Annotated in this window: 20 protein-coding genes; 8 read left to right on the top strand and 12 right to left on the bottom strand. The window is 61.9% G+C overall.

The annotated features are described in order from the left end of the window. Positions 1-9: 9 nt before the first annotated feature. Entirely contained in the window at positions 10-441 is a 432-nt protein-coding gene (locus ACR0NT_RS15925; RefSeq protein WP_170672545.1) for a tripartite tricarboxylate transporter TctB family protein, read from the bottom strand. An 80-nt stretch (positions 442-521) separates the two neighbouring features. Beyond that, positions 522-1490 carry a tripartite tricarboxylate transporter substrate-binding protein gene (locus tag ACR0NT_RS15920; protein ID WP_170672547.1) on the bottom strand — a complete coding sequence of 323 codons (969 nt, stop codon included), beginning with the start codon at positions 1488-1490 and terminating at the stop codon, positions 522-524. 149 nt (positions 1491-1639) lie between these two features. Here ACR0NT_RS15920 and ACR0NT_RS15915 point away from each other — a divergent pair, with 149 nt between their 5' ends. From ACR0NT_RS15915 to ACR0NT_RS15905, 3 genes are read left to right on the top strand one after another with little or no spacing between them, the layout of a single operon-like run. Further along, positions 1640-2311 carry a response regulator transcription factor gene (locus ACR0NT_RS15915; RefSeq protein WP_170672549.1) on the top strand — a complete coding sequence of 224 codons (672 nt, stop codon included), beginning with the start codon at positions 1640-1642 and terminating at the stop codon, positions 2309-2311. After that, positions 2304-3695 carry a sensor histidine kinase gene (locus ACR0NT_RS15910; RefSeq protein WP_170444876.1) on the top strand — a complete coding sequence of 464 codons (1392 nt, stop codon included), beginning with the start codon at positions 2304-2306 and terminating at the stop codon, positions 3693-3695. Before ACR0NT_RS15915 ends, ACR0NT_RS15910 begins: the two co-directional genes overlap by 8 nt. After that, positions 3692-4726 (top strand): ABC transporter substrate-binding protein, encoded by a 1035-nt coding sequence (locus tag ACR0NT_RS15905; protein WP_170672550.1) that lies wholly within the window; start codon positions 3692-3694, stop codon positions 4724-4726. Before ACR0NT_RS15910 ends, ACR0NT_RS15905 begins: the two co-directional genes overlap by 4 nt. On the opposite strand, the gene ACR0NT_RS15900 is transcribed toward ACR0NT_RS15905, so the two are convergent. The 3 genes from ACR0NT_RS15900 to ACR0NT_RS15890 are packed head-to-tail and all read right to left on the bottom strand — an operon-like array spanning position 4723 to position 8299. After that, entirely contained in the window at positions 4723-6261 is a 1539-nt protein-coding gene (locus ACR0NT_RS15900) for a heme biosynthesis HemY N-terminal domain-containing protein (protein WP_170672552.1), read from the bottom strand. The two genes, ACR0NT_RS15905 and ACR0NT_RS15900, sit on opposite strands and share 4 nt — an antisense overlap. Positions 6262-6271: 10 nt before the next feature. Next, the gene (locus ACR0NT_RS15895) at positions 6272-7531 is read right to left on the bottom strand and encodes a COG4223 family protein (RefSeq protein ID WP_480443352.1); all 1260 of its coding nucleotides are present in this window, start codon (positions 7529-7531) and stop codon (positions 6272-6274) included. A 54-nt stretch (positions 7532-7585) separates the two neighbouring features. Beyond that, the gene (locus ACR0NT_RS15890) at positions 7586-8299 is read right to left on the bottom strand and encodes a uroporphyrinogen-III synthase (protein ID WP_170673282.1); all 714 of its coding nucleotides are present in this window, start codon (positions 8297-8299) and stop codon (positions 7586-7588) included. 97 nt (positions 8300-8396) lie between these two features. Here ACR0NT_RS15890 and tsaD point away from each other — a divergent pair, with 97 nt between their 5' ends. From tsaD to ACR0NT_RS15870, 4 genes are read left to right on the top strand one after another with little or no spacing between them, the layout of a single operon-like run. After that, a complete protein-coding gene (tsaD, locus tag ACR0NT_RS15885; protein ID WP_170672556.1) occupies positions 8397-9494 on the top strand; it encodes a tRNA (adenosine(37)-N6)-threonylcarbamoyltransferase complex transferase subunit TsaD in 1098 nt (365 codons plus the stop codon). After that, positions 9491-10453, top strand: coding sequence for an NAD(P)H-dependent glycerol-3-phosphate dehydrogenase (locus ACR0NT_RS15880; protein WP_170672558.1), 963 nt, complete (start codon positions 9491-9493; stop codon positions 10451-10453). Before tsaD ends, ACR0NT_RS15880 begins: the two co-directional genes overlap by 4 nt. 1 nt (position 10454) lies before the next feature. Further along, the gene (locus tag ACR0NT_RS15875; RefSeq protein WP_170444855.1) at positions 10455-10724 is read left to right on the top strand and encodes a YciI family protein; all 270 of its coding nucleotides are present in this window, start codon (positions 10455-10457) and stop codon (positions 10722-10724) included. Continuing rightward, positions 10724-11146 carry an EVE domain-containing protein gene (locus ACR0NT_RS15870; RefSeq protein ID WP_170444852.1) on the top strand — a complete coding sequence of 141 codons (423 nt, stop codon included), beginning with the start codon at positions 10724-10726 and terminating at the stop codon, positions 11144-11146. The genes ACR0NT_RS15875 and ACR0NT_RS15870 overlap by 1 nt, the downstream gene beginning before the upstream one ends. Before the next feature lie 198 nt (positions 11147-11344). Here the strand turns inward: ACR0NT_RS15870 and ACR0NT_RS15865 are convergent, their stop codons facing one another. The 4 genes from ACR0NT_RS15865 to ACR0NT_RS15850 all read right to left on the bottom strand — a co-directional run bounded on the left by ACR0NT_RS15865 (position 11345) and on the right by ACR0NT_RS15850 (position 14387). Next, the gene (locus ACR0NT_RS15865; protein WP_170444850.1) at positions 11345-11686 is read right to left on the bottom strand and encodes a DUF2853 family protein; all 342 of its coding nucleotides are present in this window, start codon (positions 11684-11686) and stop codon (positions 11345-11347) included. A 133-nt stretch (positions 11687-11819) separates the two neighbouring features. Next, positions 11820-12395: an extensin-like domain-containing protein gene (locus ACR0NT_RS15860; protein WP_480443349.1), complete on the bottom strand. Its 576-nt coding sequence runs from the start codon at positions 12393-12395 to the stop codon at positions 11820-11822. 187 nt (positions 12396-12582) lie between these two features. Continuing rightward, a complete protein-coding gene (gene ahcY, locus ACR0NT_RS15855) occupies positions 12583-13971 on the bottom strand; it encodes an adenosylhomocysteinase (protein WP_170672562.1) in 1389 nt (462 codons plus the stop codon). Between the two features lie 101 nt (positions 13972-14072). Next, positions 14073-14387, bottom strand: a complete 315-nt coding sequence (locus tag ACR0NT_RS15850) for a hypothetical protein (RefSeq protein WP_170444842.1) — start codon at positions 14385-14387, stop codon at positions 14073-14075. Positions 14388-14592: 205 nt separating this feature from the next. On the opposite strand from ACR0NT_RS15850, the gene ACR0NT_RS15845 reads away from it, so the two are divergent. Beyond that, the gene (locus ACR0NT_RS15845; RefSeq protein WP_170444839.1) at positions 14593-15210 is read left to right on the top strand and encodes an HD domain-containing protein; all 618 of its coding nucleotides are present in this window, start codon (positions 14593-14595) and stop codon (positions 15208-15210) included. On the opposite strand, the gene ACR0NT_RS15840 is transcribed toward ACR0NT_RS15845, so the two are convergent. From ACR0NT_RS15840 to ACR0NT_RS15830, 3 genes are all read right to left on the bottom strand, one after another. Next, on the bottom strand, positions 15186-15695 hold the full coding sequence (locus ACR0NT_RS15840; protein ID WP_170444836.1) for a hypothetical protein: 510 nt from the start codon (positions 15693-15695) through the stop codon (positions 15186-15188). The genes ACR0NT_RS15845 and ACR0NT_RS15840 overlap by 25 nt on opposite strands. Positions 15696-15698: 3 nt before the next feature. Further along, positions 15699-16253, bottom strand: a complete 555-nt coding sequence (locus ACR0NT_RS15835) for an ActR/PrrA/RegA family redox response regulator transcription factor (RefSeq protein ID WP_058283361.1) — start codon at positions 16251-16253, stop codon at positions 15699-15701. Between the two features lie 86 nt (positions 16254-16339). Beyond that, positions 16340-16960 carry an SCO family protein gene (locus ACR0NT_RS15830; protein ID WP_170444833.1) on the bottom strand — a complete coding sequence of 207 codons (621 nt, stop codon included), beginning with the start codon at positions 16958-16960 and terminating at the stop codon, positions 16340-16342. Between the last annotated feature and the right edge of the window lie 71 nt (positions 16961-17031).

The following is a 17031-nucleotide window of genomic DNA, read 5'->3' as shown; positions in this document are numbered from 1 at the left end:
TTCTATTCCTCAGAACCCCAGCGGGCCGCGGGCCAGCGACAGGCCCAGAACCAGATGGAAGATGACGTAGATGCCGACGGACGTGCCGATGCCCACCAGCACGCTTTCAATCGGGCGAGAGCCCAGACGCCAGGCCAGATAGGCGGCGGCAAAGGCGGTGGCGATGACAAAGCCGATTTCGGGCAGCAGTTCGGCGTAAAGGATCATCATGACCACTGCCGCGCCGACCTCGACCAGACGGCCCAGCGCGGGCCATTCGGGTTCAGCATCCGGGCGGATGGCGATGACAAGGCTCGACAGGCCCAGAATGGCGGCGATGATCAGCGGGAAGGCTTTGGGTCCGACGGCATCGGACAGAAAGCTTTCCTCGATCGCCAATGCGGAAAAGGCAAATCCGATGGCGATTAGCAGTCCGACGACCCCGAAGATACGGTCACTCATCGGTGTCTCCTATTTTTGCGGGTAAATCTGGTGATCCCGGGCGCGGCAAGCTGAGGCCGCGCCCGGGTCTTCGTGAGTGGTTATTTGATGATCCCGATCTCTTTCGAGATGGTCTGGATTTGGCCCACAGATTCCGCCACGAAGTTCTGGAAGTCCGCGCCCTGCAGGTCCAGCGGGGCCAGACCGTTTGCGGCCATGACCTCTTTCCACTCGTCCGAGGCGTAAAGATCACCGATCTTGCCGACCCAATCGCCATAGGCCTCATCGGTCATGCCGCCGGGGGCATAGAACCCACGCCAGTTGGCACCGATGGCGTCAACGCCCTGTTCCTTGGCGGTCGGGAAATCGGCGAACTCGCCGGGCAGGCGGTCGGGGGCCAGCACTGCGATCACCTTGATGTCGCCGGAATCCACGAAACCCTTGGCCTCGGAAATGTCACCGGTAAAGGCCTGAACCGAACCGGCCAGCAGCTGGGTCACCGCCTCGCCACCGCCGTCAAAGGCGATGTATTTGACCGAGCGCACATCCTCGATGCCATAAGCATTGGCCGCGATCAGCACTTTCAGGTGGTCCCAGCCACCCACGGCAGAGCCACCCGCGACCGACACGGCGGTCGGGTCGGCTTTGATCTGATCCAGCAGTTCAGGCAGCGTGTTGACCGGGCTGTCGGCGGCCACGGCGATCACACCGTAATCCGCGCCGATGGCGGCCAGCCAGCGGACCTGATCCATGGTGTTGCCGGGATACGCGCCTTGCGCCAGACGGGTTGCGGTGGCGGCACTGGCCGCAACGATCAGCTCGTTATCTTCGCCGCGCTTGTTCACCACTTCGGCAAAGGCCACGCCACCGCCGCCACCGGCAAGGTTCACAACCTGCATGGTCTGGTCGATCAGGCCCAGATCCTGCAGCGACTTACCCACCTGCCGGCAGGTGAAGTCCCAGCCACCGCCGGGGTTGGCAGGGGCGATACATTCCTGTGCGCTGGCGGCAACGCCGGACAGGGCAAAGATAGCAGCTGCAATCGCGCCACTGGTTCCAAACAGTTTCATTCGTGTCTCCTCCTTGGGTCTTTTTGGGCCGCACTCCGGCGACCGAAACCGATCCCCGCAGGCGCGTGTCCTTGCAGGTCGTACCCGTTTACCGAATAATGCTGTCATGAACCTGTCACGGTTCCGGCGTCCGACTTTGGGGAGGGGTCATGCGCGTTTTGATGATCGAAGATGCCGAGGACCTGGCCGAGGGCGTCGTGGCCCATCTGGCCCGGTCCGGCGTGGTGTGTGATCTGGCGACCACTGTCGAATCTGCCCGCGATTTCCGCGCGGTGCAAAGCTATGACGCGATGCTGCTGGACATCAACCTGCCCGACGGGTCGGGTCTGAACTTCCTGGGCAAGATCCGCGCCTCGGGCGATCGCACGCCGGTGCTGATGCTGACGGCGCTGACCTCGGTCGAGGATCGCGTCGCCGCATTGGACAAGGGCGCCGACGATTATCTGGGCAAGCCTTTCGATCAACGCGAGCTTGAGGCCCGGCTGCGCGCCCTCGTCCGTCGCGATGCCGACCGCAAGAGCGAACAGATCACTTTGGGGCCGCTGATCTACGCCCCCAAGGACCGCAGCGCCACGCTGGACGGCAAGCGCCTGAACCTTACCGCGCGCGAGGCCGCCGTGCTGGACGCGCTGATCCGGCATGAGGGGCAGTTCCTGTCAAAAACGCGGCTGTATGACTCTCTTTACGGGTTCGAGGACGCCGACGTGGGTGAAAACGCGATCGAGCTGTATATCGCCCGGCTGCGCAAGAAGTTCGCCGGCAGCACAGTCAGCATCACCACCCAGCGCGGAGTCGGGTATCGGATCGGTCTGGATGGCTAGGCCGCACCTTCCCCACAGCCTGACAGCGCGGGTTCTCAGCGCAGTGCTGCTGATCCTGATACTCGGTGGCTGTCTGGTGGCGCTGTCGATCTGGGCCAATGGCCGCTTGGCGGCGCGGCAAGCCTATGACCGGCTGCTGCTCGGCGCGGCCACGGATATCGCGGAATCGGTGCGCATTCAGGACGGAGAACCTTTTGTCGACCTGCCGGTCTCGGCCTTTCAGTTATTGGCACAGGCCCCGGATGACCGGATATTCTATGCGGTGCAGGTGCCCGGTGGCCCGTTCATCACCGGGCTGGATCGCGATACGGTGATCGAAATGCCGCAGCAACCCGGCGCCGTGCCCTTCTATTTCACCGCCGACCTGAACGGAGAACCCGCCCGTTTCGTCCGCGTGGCCCGCCTGTTTGCCGAGCGGGAGTTCTCGGGCGAGGTCGAGGTGCTGGTCGGCCAGACGCTGCGCGCGCGCCAGATGATGACCGGCGGACTGATGCGCGACGCGCTGCTGCCGATGGCCGTCGCGGGGATTTTGCTGCTGATCATGTCGTGGTTCGTCACCCGATCCGCCCTGCGCCCGCTTGAGGCGCTGTCCGACGATCTCACGCGCCGCGACCCGCATGACCTGACGCCGATGGCCAGCGACGGGCTGCCGCGCGAGCTGCAGGTGATGCTGACCGCGATGAACCGCTTCATGGGGCGGCTCGACCGGCAGGTGGACACGATGCGCAACCTGATCGCCGACACGGCCCATCAGCTGCGCACCCCGGTCGCCGCCATCCGGGTACAGGCCGAGATCGCGCAGGACGACCCCGATCCCCCGGCCCGCGCACGCGCCTTGGACCGGCTGCTCAGGCGCACGCGGTCGCTGGGTACCCTGCTGGATCAGCTGCTATCGCGCGCCATGGTGATCCACCGCATCGACAGCGCCCCCCGCCGCCCCGTCGATCTGCGCGAGGTGGCGCTGGACGTCTTGGAACAGAGCGACCACGAACTGGTCGCCCCCGGCGTCGAAGTGCGGCTCGAGATCGGAGAATCCCCGGTGCTGGTGAACGCGGATGCCTTTTCCCTTGGCGAGGCGGCCAAGAACCTGCTGGGCAATGCGCTGCGACATGGCGAACCCCCGGTCAGCATCGGCGCAACGCAAGAAGGTTCCCGCGCCGTTCTGTGGGTGCGCGACCACGGATCCGGACCCGCAACGCCCATTGCAGATCACATCGGAGACCGGTTCAACCGCACCACCGGATCCGGCGAGGACAGCAGCGGCCTGGGTCTGTCGATCGTGAAATCCACCGCCGAGGCCTTTGACGGCACGGTTGAGATGGCCCGCAACGATACCGGATTTCGCGCAGCTCTCAGCTTTCCGACCACAAGGGGGATGGAATGATCCGCACCTTTATGATCTGCCTTCTGTTTGCCCTGCCCGGCACCCTGCAGGCGCAAGAAGCCACGGCCAGCTTCGGCCGCGGCAATGACCCGATGCTGATCCGGTCGACCACCGATATCGCCATCATCGCCCCGGTGCTGGAGCGCTTTGCCGAACTGAACCCGGATTTGCGGATCACCTATGAACAATGGGGCTCGAACGCGCTGTTCCAGCACAGCCGCACGGTCTGCAAGGACGGTCGGAACCCCGCTGATGTGGTATTTTCCTCGGCCATTCAGCAGATGGTGTGGCTGGTCAATTCCGCCTGCGCGCACCGCTACCGTTCCCCCTTGACCGAGGCCCTGCCGGACGCGCGGCGCTGGCGGGATGAGCTTTGGGGCATCACCACCGAACCCGCCGTCATCGCCTATAACAAAGCCCTGCTGGACGATCAGCACGTCCCCCGCAACCGCTTTGCCCTGTTGGACGCAATGCGCACGCAGCCCGATCTGCTGCGGGGTCGGGTGGCGACCTATGATATTGCGGCATCCGGTCTGGGATACCTGTTCGCCTATGGGGATAGCCTTGAGGCCACGACCTTTGGTTCCCTGATCGAAGGGTTTGCCCGCATCGACGCCGTGGCCACTTGCTGTTCATCCGAGATTATCCGCGACGTGGCCGAGGGGCGATTCCTGATCGCCTATAACGTTCTGGGGTCCTACGTGGCCAATGCCGATGCGCCCGGCGTGGGGGTGATCCTGCCCGAGGATTACACGCTGGTCCTGTCCCGTGCCCTTATGATCCCGGCGCAGGCGGGCAACAAGGATGCCGCAACCGGGTTTCTGGATTTCCTGCTGTCACCGGAGGCGCAGAACCTGCTGGCGGCCTCGGGCCTTGTGGCCCAGATGGACGCGGCCGAGACCGGCCTGACCCCCAGCGCCCGCCGCTTTATCGCGCTGTCCCCGGCGCTGCTGGTCGCACGGGACCAGAACCGCCGGGCAGAGCTGTTCAAATTGTGGAACGCTGCTTTTGACGTGGAAACCGCGCGCTAGGCCCGTTTCTCGACCACGGGCTCTCCCTCGGCATTGACCGCTGGCTCGACATCGGGCCGGACCGGTTCCGTCTCGATCTCGATGACCTCAGGTTCGACCGCCTCCTCGACCTCTTCGGTTTCGGGCTCCGGCTCGGGTTCCGGTTCCTGCTGGTCCTCAAGCGCGCCGACGATCAGCGGCAGCATGTGAACACCGGTAGCCGTTGCGATCTCGGGGGTTTGCGGGGTCTGCCAGCTAAGCGTGTCAAAGCTGTGACAGTTCTGACAGACCGGACCCCATTCTGGCTGAATGTCGTGGCAGTTGTCACAGACCCATTGCGGCCCGCGCGGCGCGTTCAGCGCCTTGGCCAGCCAGCCCTGCACCACGGCGTCCGAGGCGCCCTCGCCCCGCTCAATCGCCGCCATCAGCGTATAGGCACGCGCATCGGCCTGTTTTTCCACCACATCGCCCAGCGCCCGGCGGGCTTCGGGGAAATCCTCGGCCACGATGTTCAGTTCGGCCTGGATCAGGCGGGTTTCCGGGTTTTCCGGGTGAATGCGGGTCAGCGCCGTAAAGCGTTTGATCCGCGCCCGGGGCGTTTCATCCGGTGCAATTTCAGCAAAGACATGGGCCAGATCGGGGTGCGGCTGCACCTCCCACGCCTTTTTCAGAATCTTGGTCGCGGCGCGCGGTTTGCCCTTTTCGATATAGGCCCGCGCAGCCATGGCCGCCGCAGGCACCAGATCGGGCGACAGGCGGTTGGCCTCGATCGCGTGTTCCTGCTGTTCAACGGTGGCGCCTTCGGCCAGAATATCCTTGGCCTCGGACAGGGCCAGCACCGCATCGCGGCGCTTGAACACGTCGCGCGGCAGATGGCCGGCCTTCAGCTTGGCGGTCAGGGTCGAGCGCGCGCCGGCCCAATCCTGCGATTTGGTCTGCAGACCCAGCAAAATGTCCTGCGTCTCGGCATGGCGCGGTTTGATCGCCAGCGCCTTTTCGGCCAGCTTGCGGGCGGTTTCGTCATCGCCCTCGGCCAGTTTCTGTTTCATGATACCGCGCACCCCGACAAAGCGGGTGGCATTGTTGGTGACCAGCTTCTTGTAGGTCTCGGAGGCTTTTTTGGTGTCGCCGTTCATCTCAGCCGCTTGGGCCACCAGCAGGTTGGTCAGCTCGGGCTTGTTCAGCAGTTTTTCGGCTTTATAGGCCTTGTTCATCGCCACACGCCCCTCGCCCGAGGCCAGCGCCATCAGACCGTCGGACAGCGCCTGATAGCCCCGCTTTTCACGGCTGCGGTCGAAGTAACGCGACAGCGCAGTTTCATCCCCGTTGAGGAATTTCAGCGTCGCGATCAGCAGGGTCAGCAGCTTGAAGAACACCCAGATCAGGACAACCAGAACGCCCAGCGCGATCACCGATTGCAGCGGCCCCAAGGTAAATTCCTGACCCCACGCCGTGATCTGTACGCCGCCGCTGGTTTCCATCAGGAACATGGCGCCCATGGCCAGCAGGCCGATAATCGCTACAAAAACAAGGATCTTAAACAATGACCACAGCATGGCAGGTCCTTCAGTTCGAGTTTACGCTGGATTGCAGCGCATTTGCGGCGTCCACGGCGGCCTCGCGAGTCTGGGCCGTCTGTTCCCAATCCGCCAGTGCCGCCTTGGCCGCATCGGGCAGGGTCTTGAGTTCGCTCAGCGCGGCAGCAACATCACCGCCCGCCAGCGCGGCCTCGGCCCGCGACAGGATCGCATCCGGGCTGTCGCCCTCTTGCGGCGTGACCGAGCGCGCGCCGGTCTGGCGTTGCAGGAAGGCGACCAGACCCGTGGCCTTGTCCGCGCTGCGCGCATCGGCCAGTGCTGCGCGGGCAGCGGGCGTGAAAGACTCTCGCAGCGCTGCCAGGCTGGCAACACCCTTTTCTGACGGGGCCGACAGAGCGTCAGGTACGGTCACGCCGCTGGCTGTCAGTTCAGCCACCAGATCGTTGTAGGGCTGGCCCGCGTCCAGTTGGCTGAGCACCTGAGACAGGACCGCCGCATTGGTGGCCGCTTGCGCTTTGGCGGCAGCCTGAGCTTCAAGCGCCTGCGCGTCCGTGACCATTTTTTCGACCTCGGCCCGCTGTGCGGCCAGCGAATCCTGCAGTTTCTTCAGTTCGGCCTCAAAGGCAGCCGAGGCTTCGGGTGAGGCGCCCTGCGTCAGCGCACCGCTTTCCAGATCGCTCAGACGGCTGGCCAGAGGGTCGATCTTGCCCGCCAGCCCATCGAGGCCGGATTTCACCGCCTCAAGTTCCGCGCCCAGCGGTGTGACCTGATCGGTCAGGGCGGCGATTTTGCTGTCCACATCAGAACTGTCTGACCTGTCGGCCAAGGATTTCGTCAGTGCCTCGATCTGGCTGGACTGATCATTGAGCTTCGCCTCAAGCGCCGCGAGGCCGTCGGACTCGCCGGACCCGAACAGGCCCGCGCTGCCCGCGGCAAACCCGATCCCGGCCGCAAGTACACCACCAAGCAGGGCCGGCACAAAGCCGCCGCGTTGTTCCTGTTCAGGTTCGGCGGATTTGTCTGCGACCGCCGCGACGGGCCCTTCCACAATCGCTTCGGCTTCGGCTTCGGCTTCGGCTTCGGCTTCGGCTTCGGCTTCGGCTTCGGCTTCGGCTTCGGCTTCGGCTTCGGCTTCGGCTTCGGCTTCGGCTTCGGCTTCGGAAAGAGCCTCTTCTACAGTCTCGACCGCGTCAAGAGGCGCATCATCCTGTGTGGAAACGGTTTCAACCGCCTCATCCGACTTGGGGTCTTCCACCGGCTTTCGATCGGTTTTCTTCTTACCAGCCACCGCAACATTCCCCTTATCGAATCCAATTTCACATGAATAACAGGCCACTCTAGGTTAGTCGGTGGTCTCGCTGCCCTCAACCCGCATCGCATGTTTCACAAGTTTTTTAACGGCTTTCTGCATTTTCTTCGGGGTCGGCTCGTTGACGATCTTTAGATGCGCATAGTCCAAGGAATAAAGGGGTTCCGCCGTCGCCTGGCTGATTGCGACCAGCCACAAGGGCGCTGAACCGGTCCAGATATCGGCAAATTGTCGCGCCGTTCTGGGTGAAAACAGCGGCGCGACAACCGGTATATCTGCGTCAGCGACCGCAGCGGCTTCGGGTGTCAGCGGCAAAAGGTGCTGCTGATAGACGGATTGTTCGCGCACGGTCAGGCCCGACTCGGTCAGGCGGATGGCGATATTGCCCCGGCTGTGTTCGCCCCGCAGGTGCAACAAGGGGCTTTCAGGGCGATGCTTCAGCAGATGAGCCACCAGTTCCTCGGCGGTGGCGCCAACCATCTGCGCGTCCCACCCGGCGCCCTTTGCGGTGCCGGTGGTGGCGGGGCCGACGCAAAAGGCAGGCATGTCGCGCGCCAAACCCAGAGACACCGCGGCATTCACCCCATTGGCCGACGTGAATATCAGCCCGCGCACACCGTTGGTATCGACGCTGATCGGCAGGGGTTTGATCTTAAGGATCGGGGAATAGATAACCTCGACCTGCGATCTGATGCGGGTCGGCAGCTGCGCAACAAACCGTTCAGAGGCAGCGCGCGGGCGGGTCATCAGCAAATACAACAGTCGGCGCCTTCCGCCTTGGGATTGTTTGCATCCGCGCGGGGTGATACCCCGCTTGGCAATCAAGGTGTAACGGATCGGGCCAATGGTGCAAACACTTACCGTCCTCGGACTGGAAAGCAGCTGTGACGACACAGCGGCCGCCGTCGTGCGCCAGACCGATGGCGCCGGGGCCGAAGTGCTGTCATCCATCGTGCATGGTCAGACCGAGTTGCACAGCGCCTTTGGCGGTGTGGTGCCCGAGATCGCGGCCCGTGCTCATGCGGAAAAACTGGATACCTGCGTGGTGCAGGCGCTTGAGGCCGCGGGCTTGGCTTTAACGGATATGGACGCCATTGCCGTCACCGCCGGACCGGGTCTGATCGGCGGGGTCATGTCCGGCGTGATGTGCGCCAAGGGGCTGAGCGCCGCAACCGGCCTGCCGCTGATCGGGGTGAACCATCTGGCGGGCCACGCGCTGACGCCACGCCTGACCGACGGGATTGCCTTTCCCTATCTGATGCTGCTGGTGTCAGGCGGCCATTGCCAATACCTGATCGCCCACGGGCCAGAGCAATTTACCCGCCTCGGCGGCACCATCGACGATGCACCGGGCGAGGCCTTCGACAAGACAGCCCGCCTGTTGGGCCTGCCGCAACCGGGGGGCCCCTCGGTCGAGGCCGAGGCCCGCGCGGGCGACCCCAAACGCTTCCGCTTTCCCCGGCCTCTGCTGGACCGGCCCGGATGTGATCTGTCCTTTTCGGGGCTCAAGACCGCACTGATGCGGATGCGGGATCAGTTCGTCGCCGAAAAAGGCGGCCTGACCCGTCAGGATCGTGCCGATCTGTGTGCCGGGTTTCAGCAGGCCATCGTGGACACTCTGGCCGAGAAAACCCGCCGCGCAATGGATCTGTATCTTGAGGAAAACCCCTCTGATCCGGTGATTGCCGTGGCCGGCGGCGTGGCGGCAAATTCTGCAATTCGAGCCGCGTTAGAGACTGTTTGCATCGAAAAAGGCGCGCGTTTCACGGCGCCGCCGCTGGCCTTGTGCACCGACAACGCGGCCATGATCGCCTATGCCGGGATGGAGCGTTTTCGCTCCGGTGCCCGCGATGGTCTGGACCTGACGGCCCGGCCCCGCTGGCCCCTGGACCAAACCAGCCCCGCGATGTTGGGAAGCGGCAAGAAAGGCGCCAAGGCATGAGTGTTTCGGTACTGGGATCGGGTGCTTTCGGCACCGCGCTGGCGATTTCACTGGCCGGGAACGGGCCGGTTACTCTGTGGTCACGGGACGCCGCACAGGCCCGGCACATGCAGAACAGCCGCGAGAATACCGCGCGCCTGCCGAATGTGGCGCTGCCGGGTGCGATATCGGTGACGACCGATATTCAAGACGCGGTTGCCGCTGACGTGCTGTTGCTGGCCGTACCCATGCAGAAACTGCGCAGCGCCTTGAAGGAACATGCTTCGGTTCTGACCGGGAAGACGCTGGTCGCCTGCTGCAAGGGGATCGAACTGTCCTCGGGCCTCGGACCCATTTCGGTGATCCGCGAGACCATCCCGGACGCGCACCCTGCCCTTTTGACCGGACCCAGCTTTGCCGATGACATCGCGCGCGGCCTGCCCACGGCCTTGACCCTGGCCTGTGCCGATGACGATCTCAGCCAAACCCTGCAGTACGAACTGACCACCGCAAACCTGCGCCTGTATCGCACCACCGATGTGATCGGGGCGGAACTGGGTGGCGCGTTGAAAAACGTGATGGCCATTGGCTGCGGGGCCGCCATCGGGGCGGGTCTCGGTGACAGCGCCCGCGCTGCCTTGATGACCCGTGGTTTTGCCGAGATGCAACGGTTCGCCCTGATGCGCGGTGCGCAACCCGAAACACTGATGGGGCTGTCCGGGCTGGGGGATTTGGTATTGACCTGCTCGTCCGAATTGTCCCGAAACTATCGTTTTGGCCTGAGTTTGGGTCTGAATCGGCCCTTTGACAGCCACACGACGGTCGAAGGTGTCGCCACCGCGCGGGCCATGTCCGAGATCGCCACAAACGAAGGGCTGGACATGCCCATCAGTGCCACAGTGGCAGACCTGAGCCATGGCGCCTACAGTGTCGCGCAAGCCATCGAAACCCTGCTCAACCGCCCCCTGAAGGAGGAATAACATGCTGATCGCCCTCATCGCCCGTGACAAGGACGGCGCCCTGCAGACCCGGCTGGACAACCGCGCCGCCCATCTGGCCTATATCGAGGAAACCGGCGTCGTTTCGCAGGCCGGTCCGTTGCTGAATGGTGACGCGATGATCGGCTCGCTGGTGATCCTCGAGGTCGAGGACATGGCCGCCGCGGAAACCTGGGCCGAAAATGATCCTTATGCCAAGGCAGGGCTGTTCCAGTCCGTCGACCTGATCCCGTGGAAGAAGGTCGTGGGCTGATGGCATACTGGCTGTTCAAATCCGAGCCGTCGACCTGGAGCTGGGACCAGCAGGTTGCCAAAGGCGATGCGGGCGAAGAATGGGACGGCGTGCGCAACTATCAGGCGCGCAATTTCATGCGGCAGATGGCGGTTGGGGATCGTGGGTTTTTCTACCACTCGCAAAAGGACAAGGCGATTGTCGGTATCGTCGAGGTCTGCGCCGAGGCCCATCCCGACAGCACCACCGATGACGAGCGCTGGGACTGCGTGGATATCAAGGCGGTGCGGCCGTTCACAACACCGGTGACGCTGGACCAGATCAAGGCGGACGCGCGTTTGGCCGAGATGGTGCTGGTGAGGAACTCGCGCTTGTCGGTTCAGCCGGTCAGCGAGGCCGAATGGCGGGTGATCTGCGCCTTGGGTGGCACGCTGGCGGATTGATTAAAAGGGAAGGCCCTGACGGTTGCAGAACCTTCCCTACCCCGCGTGCTCCCTACTCACCACACGCATATGGAAATCTTTGGCTCTGACCGTCCTGGTCGCACTCTGACACTAGCCCATTTCTGGTGGCCGGCACAAACGCCAAGTGCTTAAAATTGAAAACGCCCGCCGCAGGGCGGGCGCCAGAAAACCAAAGGATCAGGCGTAGACCGACTCTTTTCCGAACCGCTTGGTCAGCATGTAGTAGACCACGGCGCGGTATTTGTTGCGCTCGGACATGCCATAGGTTTCCAGAACCGAGTTGATCGCTTCCATCAGTTCCGGCCCGTCCGACAGACCCAGTTTCTTGATCAGGTAGTTGTTCTTGACCGTCTCAAGCTCGGCTTCCTGCGTGGCCGCCACGGTCGACGCGTCGGCGTCATAGATCGCCGGACCGCAACCGATGGTGACCTTGGTCAGCAGGTCCATATCGGGGTCCATCCCGCATTTGCCTTTCAGATCTTCAGCGTATTTGGCGATCAGCTCGTCGCGTTTTCCCATGTTCAATTCTCCTAAACTTGTGTTGTTACGGCGCATTGCGCCGTTCCGGAAAAGACTAGCCGCGACTATGGCCATCCAAAAAGGAAAAAAATCGGCAGTTTCTCCCCCCTGCTGGGGCCGCCGAGGGCAGAGGTTACCGGCAATACCCCCAGCCGGGTCCTTGCAGATGGAAATGATCCGCGTGAAGCCGGTTGAAATTCGGGCTCAGAACCACCCGGAACCAATTACAGGCGCCCTGCCCGATGCGGTGCAGAAACTCGGCCTCGGGACCGGGTGTTGCCCAGTCATGAAGCAGGCTGAGCTTCCGCCCGTCCTCAAGCTCCAGCCCAATGATATCGATCGAATCCGCTGTCGCATGACTGCTCCACCGGTTGTTTTCACCCTCAGCGGTGCGCATGCGACGGCAGTTGTAGCTGCCCAGATGGCGAATTCTCTGAACTTTGGTCGCAAGAATATCCCGGGCGGCGGGCTGAACCACGTGGTGTTCCCACATCGCCAACCGCAGGGCGGTGGTGCAACGGGTCTCAACCGGTGCAAGGCGGGCCGTGCCAAGTTGTGACAACTCTCCCCGGCCTGAAATCCCGCAATTCCGATCGACGACCAGATCGCCCATCGGCGCGAACGCAACACCGGCCTCTAACAAAACCGCACGGCATTGGGCGTCATCCGCCAACGCCCGGTTCAGCTGGTATCTGGTGATCGGGGTCACCGGGGCCGCCACAGATAAGTCCCGCAACGGGTTCCAATGTGCCGGAAGGGGTGTTTTCGGATGGGAGAGCAACAACCACCCGCCACCCCCCACAAGGATCAGCAAGACAAGACAGGTAAAAAGAAAAGACGCCGCCAGATGCAAGATCCGACGGCGTCCCGTGCGTTTGGTCATACCCGACCCGCAATCAGTAGCGGTAATGCTCGGGCTTGTAGGGACCTTCGGGTTTCACGCCGATATAGGCGGCCTGCTCGGCGTCCATCTTGGTCAGTTTCACGCCGATGCGGTCCAGATGCAGACGGGCAACCTTCTCATCCAGATGCTTGGGCAGGATGTAGACGTCGTTGTTGTACTCGTCGCCTTTGGTGAACAGCTCGATCTGCGCCAGAACCTGGTTGGTGAACGAGGCCGACATCACGAAGGACGGGTGGCCGGTGGCGTTGCCGAGGTTCAGCAGACGGCCTTCGGACAGCAGGATGATGCGGTTGCCCGAGGGCATCTCGATCATGTCCACCTGTTCCTTGATGTTGGTCCATTTGTGGTTCTTCAGGCTGGCCACCTGAATTTCATTGTCGAAGTGACCGATATTGCCGACGATGGCCATGTCCTTCATCTCGCGCATATGTTCGATGCGGATCACGTCCTTGTTGCCTGTGGTGGTGATGAACACGTCAGCAGAGGCAACTTCGTCTTCCAGCAGCGTGACCTCGAACCCGTCCATCGCGGCCTGCAGGGCGCAGATCGGGTCTACTTCGGTCACTTTCACACGGGCACCTGCGCCTGCCAGCGACGCGGCCGAGCCTTTGCCCACGTCGCCATACCCGCAGACCACGGCAACCTTACCGGCCAGCATGGTGTCGGTGGCGCGGCGGATACCGTCGACCAGCGATTCCTTGCAGCCGTATTTGTTGTCAAACTTCGACTTGGTGACGCTGTCGTTGACGTTGATCGCGGGGAAGGGCAGATGGCCTTCTTTCACCAGCTGATACAGACGGTTCACGCCGGTGGTGGTTTCCTCGGACACGCCCTTGATCTGGTCGCGCATCTTGGTGAACCAGCCGGGGGAAGCGGCCATACGCTTGGCGATCTGCTTCTTGATCACCTCTTCCTCTTCCGAACCGGGAACGGGGATGATGTCTTCACCCGCTTCGGCGCGTGCACCCAGCAGGATATACAGCGTTGCGTCGCCGCCATCGTCCAGGATCATGTTCGGGCCTTCGTCGAACAGGAAGGATTTGTCCAGATAATCCCAATGCTCTTCCAGCGTCTGGCCCTTGATGGCGAAAACGGGAATGCCGGCTTCGGCAATCGCCGCCGCCGCATGGTCCTGGGTCGAGAAGATGTTGCACGACGCCCAGCGCACATCCGCGCCCAGTGCGACCAGCGTTTCAATCAGAACCGCGGTCTGAATGGTCATGTGCAGCGAGCCAACAATACGCGCGCCTTTCAGCGGCTTGGCCTCGCCATATTCCGCGCGCAGGGACATCAGGCCCGGCATCTCGGTTTCGGCAATGTCCAGCTCTTTGCGGCCGAACCCGGCCAATGAAATGTCTTTGACGATATAGTCCCCGGCCATCAGGTGCTCCATTGAGGTAAATCACGTTCGGGCTGCCCCTAGCATTCCTTGGGGCAGGTGGCAACGCGAATGGCCGGAAACGGGGTTTTCCGCCGCTTAAATCAGCTGGGCTCACCCTTTAGTGCAATCTTCGGGATCGCTTCAAAAAAATCGGTGCCAACGGCGACAATACAACTAATGCCGTTCGCCTGGGTCACCAGAACCGTATAGCTTCCGGTTTCCTTCGAGGTCCAGACCTCCATGACCGCCTGCGCACCGCGTGTTTTCTGCAATCCGCCAAAGACCAGCTCTTCTGAATAGCTGTCCTGCAGCTTGGCGATCACATGTTCGCGCTGTGCACAACTTTGGGCAAATGCGGGTGGGGCAGTGGCGGCCATTCCAAAGGCCAGGGCAATTCCAAACAGTCGCTTAAACATAGCTAGCTCCTTCCGATACGAGTTACGTTCCGAGAGGGGCACACCAGGAGGAGCATGCACCCCCCTCAGCACAAATGTCGGTATCACCACGCGCCGGTTCAAAGCACGTCTGGTCAAGAAAAAGTTGGCAGCCGGTGATCTCGACAGGTACATCATAACACAAAAACGCGAAACTTACGTGTCCCACTTCACAAGGCATGGCAGAATGGCAACACAAGCACGAGCATGGCAGCGGATGTTGTCGGGGCGCAGGCTGGACCTGCTGGACCCGACCCCGGTGGACATCGAAATCGAAGATATCGCCCACGGACTGGCCTTTGTGGCCCGCTGGAACGGCCAGACGGCAGGGGATTTTGCCTATTCCGTGGCCGAACATTCCCTGTTGGTCGAAGAGCTTTTTGGCCGGATCGCCCCAAAAGCACCGGTGAAATGGCGGCTCGCGGCTTTGTTACACGACGCGCCGGAATATGTGATCGGAGATATGATCTCACCAGTCAAATCCGCCGTCGGCCCCGATTACGGCGCGCTGGATGACCGGTTGGCGGCGGCGATCCACATCCGCTTTGGCCTGCCCGCTGCAGTGCCGAAAACGGTGAAACGTCAGATCAAAAAGGCCGACAAGATCAGCGCCTGGATGGAGGCGACCCAGATCGCGGGTTTTTCCGAGGCCGAGGCGACCAAGTTCTTTGGACGGCCGGACAAGGCGGTGATGGAGGGGTTGGAGATTACCCTGCGCCCGCCGGTTGAGGTGCGGCAGGCGTACTTGACGCGGCATGAAGAGTTGCTTGCAAAATTCAGCTACGCCAAAACTACGCGTAGATAGTCGGCGAATTCAGCCTCTGACAACGGAGTCCCCCAACGATCTTTCAGGGGACGTGATTGAATCTTGCACAAAGACAGATTGGGAACTGACACGTCGTGCTCAAGCAGAATTTTCACAGCATTTTCCAAATGTTCTCGCGGAAGTGACGTATCCGCGCCGTACATATCGGCAATTCCAATTTCCACGACGTGCTCTATTAGCTCTGTGAAACCAGCGATCTGCTCGCTTGGAAAAATCTCTTCTATTTCTGACGGCACAACTTCCCCGCGTCCGCATAATTTCAGCTCAGAACCTTGCTGGTCCCAAGTTGGCAAGTCGGGTGCAGTGAGTATGGCAAACAAGTGATTTACCAGTCCATCAATGCTGGGGTGTTGAATTGTAAGCCTTTTACAATACGCGATAATGCAAGTTGCTCCAAAGCTCTGCATCTCGCGGTTTGATAATTCGATAGCTTCCTTTTGGTTTTTGAAAACCTTGGCAAACATACTTCACCGCGGACTACGCTTCGCCAATATCCGCTGCAACGTCCGGCGGTGCATGTTCAGGCGGCGGGCGGTCTCGCTCACATTGCGGTCGCACAACTCATACACCCGCTGAATATGCTCCCAACGGACACGATCCGCGCTCATGGGGTTTTCCGGCGGCGGGGGCAGTTCGTCGCCCTTGGCCAGCAGCGCGCTGGTGATGTCGGTGGCGTCGGCGGGTTTCGACAGGTAATCGGTCGCTCCGATTTTGACGGCGGCCACGGCGGTGGCAATTGCGCCATATCCGGTCAGAACGACAACCCGGCTGTCGGGGCGCTTTTCACGCAGCACTTCGACCACATCCAGACCGTTGCCGTCCTCAAGCCGCAGATCGACAACGGCATAGGCGGGTGGGCGGGCGGTGGAAATGGCGCGGCCTGCGGCGACGGAGCCTGCGGTTTCAACCTCGAACCCGCGTTTTTCCATGGCCTTGGCCAGTCGCCTCAGAAACGGCTCGTCATCATCCACCAGAAGCAGGGATTTATCGGGGCCGATATCGAGGTCTGAGCTGTCCGCCATATTCTGTTCTTTCCGCTATTTCACGCCTTTGGCTTAAACATGAGTAATAGCAGCGCCATTCCAAAGGTCAAACAACCCGTTGCGTCCTAGAGCTTGTCCAGAAAGCACCCGACCTTGTCGGCCATCTGCTCGGCGGTGTCATCGCGGTTGAAGAATTCAAGAAATCCCTGCTCGGGCGTCACCAGATAGGTAAAGGTGGAATGGTCGACCAGATAGAACTCGTCGCTTTTGTCATGCGCCCGGTAATAGGTCTTGTAGGCCTGGCTGGCGGCCTTGACCTGCTCGGGCGAGCCGGTCAGCGCGATGGTCTTGCCGCCCAGATTGAAGGCAAAGTCATCCACCACCTGCGGCGTGTCCCGATCCGGATCGATCGAAATGAACAGCGGTGTCACCGACTGGCCACGCTCGGCCAGGATATCCACGGCCTCGGCGTTGCGCGACATATCAAAGGGGCAGACATCGGGGCAGAAGGTGTAGCCGAAATAAACCAGCGTCGGCTCGGTGATCACATCGGTGTCGGTGACGGTTTCGCCCTTGCCGTTGACCAGCTCAAACGGACCGCCGATTGCAGCCGTGCCGCCAGCAATCTGGGCCGACCGGCATTGTGCGAACTGATCGTCCGACCCCGCCCCCCGCGTCAGCAGCCACATGGCGCCCAGACCGACGGCCAGAACAACGGTTGCAAGGATGGCGTAAAGGCGGATCATGACATCAATCCTGAGATGAGGGGTTGTTGATCGTTTCGGCCGGGACACCTATCAAGATGATCAGCCGATGC

This window comes from Ruegeria sp. AB10 (assembly GCF_056542745.1).
The sequence above is the reverse complement of the archived record's forward strand: the minus strand, read 5'-3'. Positions and strand labels throughout refer to the sequence as shown.

Bases quoted from the DNA above. Each gene is read 5' to 3' on its own strand.
- ACR0NT_RS15845 (WP_170444839.1), top strand. From the start codon at position 14,593: ATGGCAACACAAGCACGAGCATGGCAGCGGATGTTGTCGGGGCGCAGG.
- ACR0NT_RS15925 (WP_170672545.1), bottom strand. From the start codon at position 441: ATGAGTGACCGTATCTTCGGGGTCGTCGGACTGCTAATCGCCATCGGA.
- ACR0NT_RS15850 (WP_170444842.1), bottom strand. From the start codon at position 14,387: ATGTTTAAGCGACTGTTTGGAATTGCCCTGGCCTTTGGAATGGCCGCC.
- ACR0NT_RS15875 (WP_170444855.1), top strand. From the start codon at position 10,455: ATGCTGATCGCCCTCATCGCCCGTGACAAGGACGGCGCCCTGCAGACC.
- ACR0NT_RS15830 (WP_170444833.1), bottom strand. From the start codon at position 16,960: ATGATCCGCCTTTACGCCATCCTTGCAACCGTTGTTCTGGCCGTCGGT.
- ACR0NT_RS15905 (WP_170672550.1), top strand. From the start codon at position 3,692: ATGATCCGCACCTTTATGATCTGCCTTCTGTTTGCCCTGCCCGGCACC.
- ACR0NT_RS15915 (WP_170672549.1), top strand. From the start codon at position 1,640: ATGCGCGTTTTGATGATCGAAGATGCCGAGGACCTGGCCGAGGGCGTC.
- ACR0NT_RS15865 (WP_170444850.1), bottom strand. From the start codon at position 11,686: ATGGGAAAACGCGACGAGCTGATCGCCAAATACGCTGAAGATCTGAAA.
- ACR0NT_RS15910 (WP_170444876.1), top strand. From the start codon at position 2,304: ATGGCTAGGCCGCACCTTCCCCACAGCCTGACAGCGCGGGTTCTCAGC.
- ACR0NT_RS15920 (WP_170672547.1), bottom strand. From the start codon at position 1,490: ATGAAACTGTTTGGAACCAGTGGCGCGATTGCAGCTGCTATCTTTGCC.
- ACR0NT_RS15900 (WP_170672552.1), bottom strand. From the start codon at position 6,261: ATGCTGTGGTCATTGTTTAAGATCCTTGTTTTTGTAGCGATTATCGGC.
- tsaD (WP_170672556.1), top strand. From the start codon at position 8,397: ATGGTGCAAACACTTACCGTCCTCGGACTGGAAAGCAGCTGTGACGAC.
- ACR0NT_RS15880 (WP_170672558.1), top strand. From the start codon at position 9,491: ATGAGTGTTTCGGTACTGGGATCGGGTGCTTTCGGCACCGCGCTGGCG.
- ACR0NT_RS15870 (WP_170444852.1), top strand. From the start codon at position 10,724: ATGGCATACTGGCTGTTCAAATCCGAGCCGTCGACCTGGAGCTGGGAC.
- ACR0NT_RS15890 (WP_170673282.1), bottom strand. From the start codon at position 8,299: ATGACCCGCCCGCGCGCTGCCTCTGAACGGTTTGTTGCGCAGCTGCCG.
- ACR0NT_RS15835 (WP_058283361.1), bottom strand. From the start codon at position 16,253: ATGGCGGACAGCTCAGACCTCGATATCGGCCCCGATAAATCCCTGCTT.
- ahcY (WP_170672562.1), bottom strand. From the start codon at position 13,971: ATGGCCGGGGACTATATCGTCAAAGACATTTCATTGGCCGGGTTCGGC.
- ACR0NT_RS15840 (WP_170444836.1), bottom strand. From the start codon at position 15,695: ATGTTTGCCAAGGTTTTCAAAAACCAAAAGGAAGCTATCGAATTATCA.